Source organism: Duganella sp. GW821-FHT07F09 (assembly GCF_059418705.1).
The window spans coordinates 1-546 of sequence record NZ_JBWKQJ010000047.1 but is presented as its reverse complement, the minus strand read 5'-3'; the positions used below and the strand labels follow the sequence as shown (position 1 = coordinate 546).

At 59.0% G+C, this 546-nt stretch carries 1 protein-coding gene; it reads left to right on the top strand.

All coding sequences use genetic code 11. The features are described from left to right. Positions 1-546: calcium-binding protein (locus AC07P1_RS33730; protein WP_494699951.1), on the top strand; the 546-nt coding region annotated here is incomplete at both ends.

Genomic DNA, 546 nt, shown 5'->3' with positions numbered 1-546 from the left:
GATGTCCTCAATGGTGGCGTCGGCAGCGATACCTACCTGCTGGCGAAAGGGGCCGGCCCCGATACGATCAAGGAAGACGCGTCGGCCACTGGTGTCGATACCGTGCAATTTGCCGATGTGCAATCGACCGAATTGACCACAATCGAGCGCAAGGGCAATGATCTGGTTTTACGGTATGGGACCACCGATCAATTGACGTCCTCTGATTATTTCAATAATTCCTACCCAGGCAAAAAGGTCGAACAGTTTAAGTTCAGCGACGGCGTCACTTGGGATACCGCCGCGATCCTGGCGCGGGTCAATACCATTGGTACAGACAGCGCGGAGACCATCAGCGCTTACGCCGGTGCGGGAAACCGCATCTATGGGTTGGGTGGCAACGATTACCTCTATGCCCACGAAGGCGCCGACTTGCTCGACGGCGGCAGTGGAAACGATACCCTGACCGGAGTCGGCGGGAATGATACGCTGTTCGGCGGCGAGGGCAACGACTCGCTCGAGGGCGGCAACGGCGACGACCTCCTCGACGGCGGCGTGGGCTCCGAT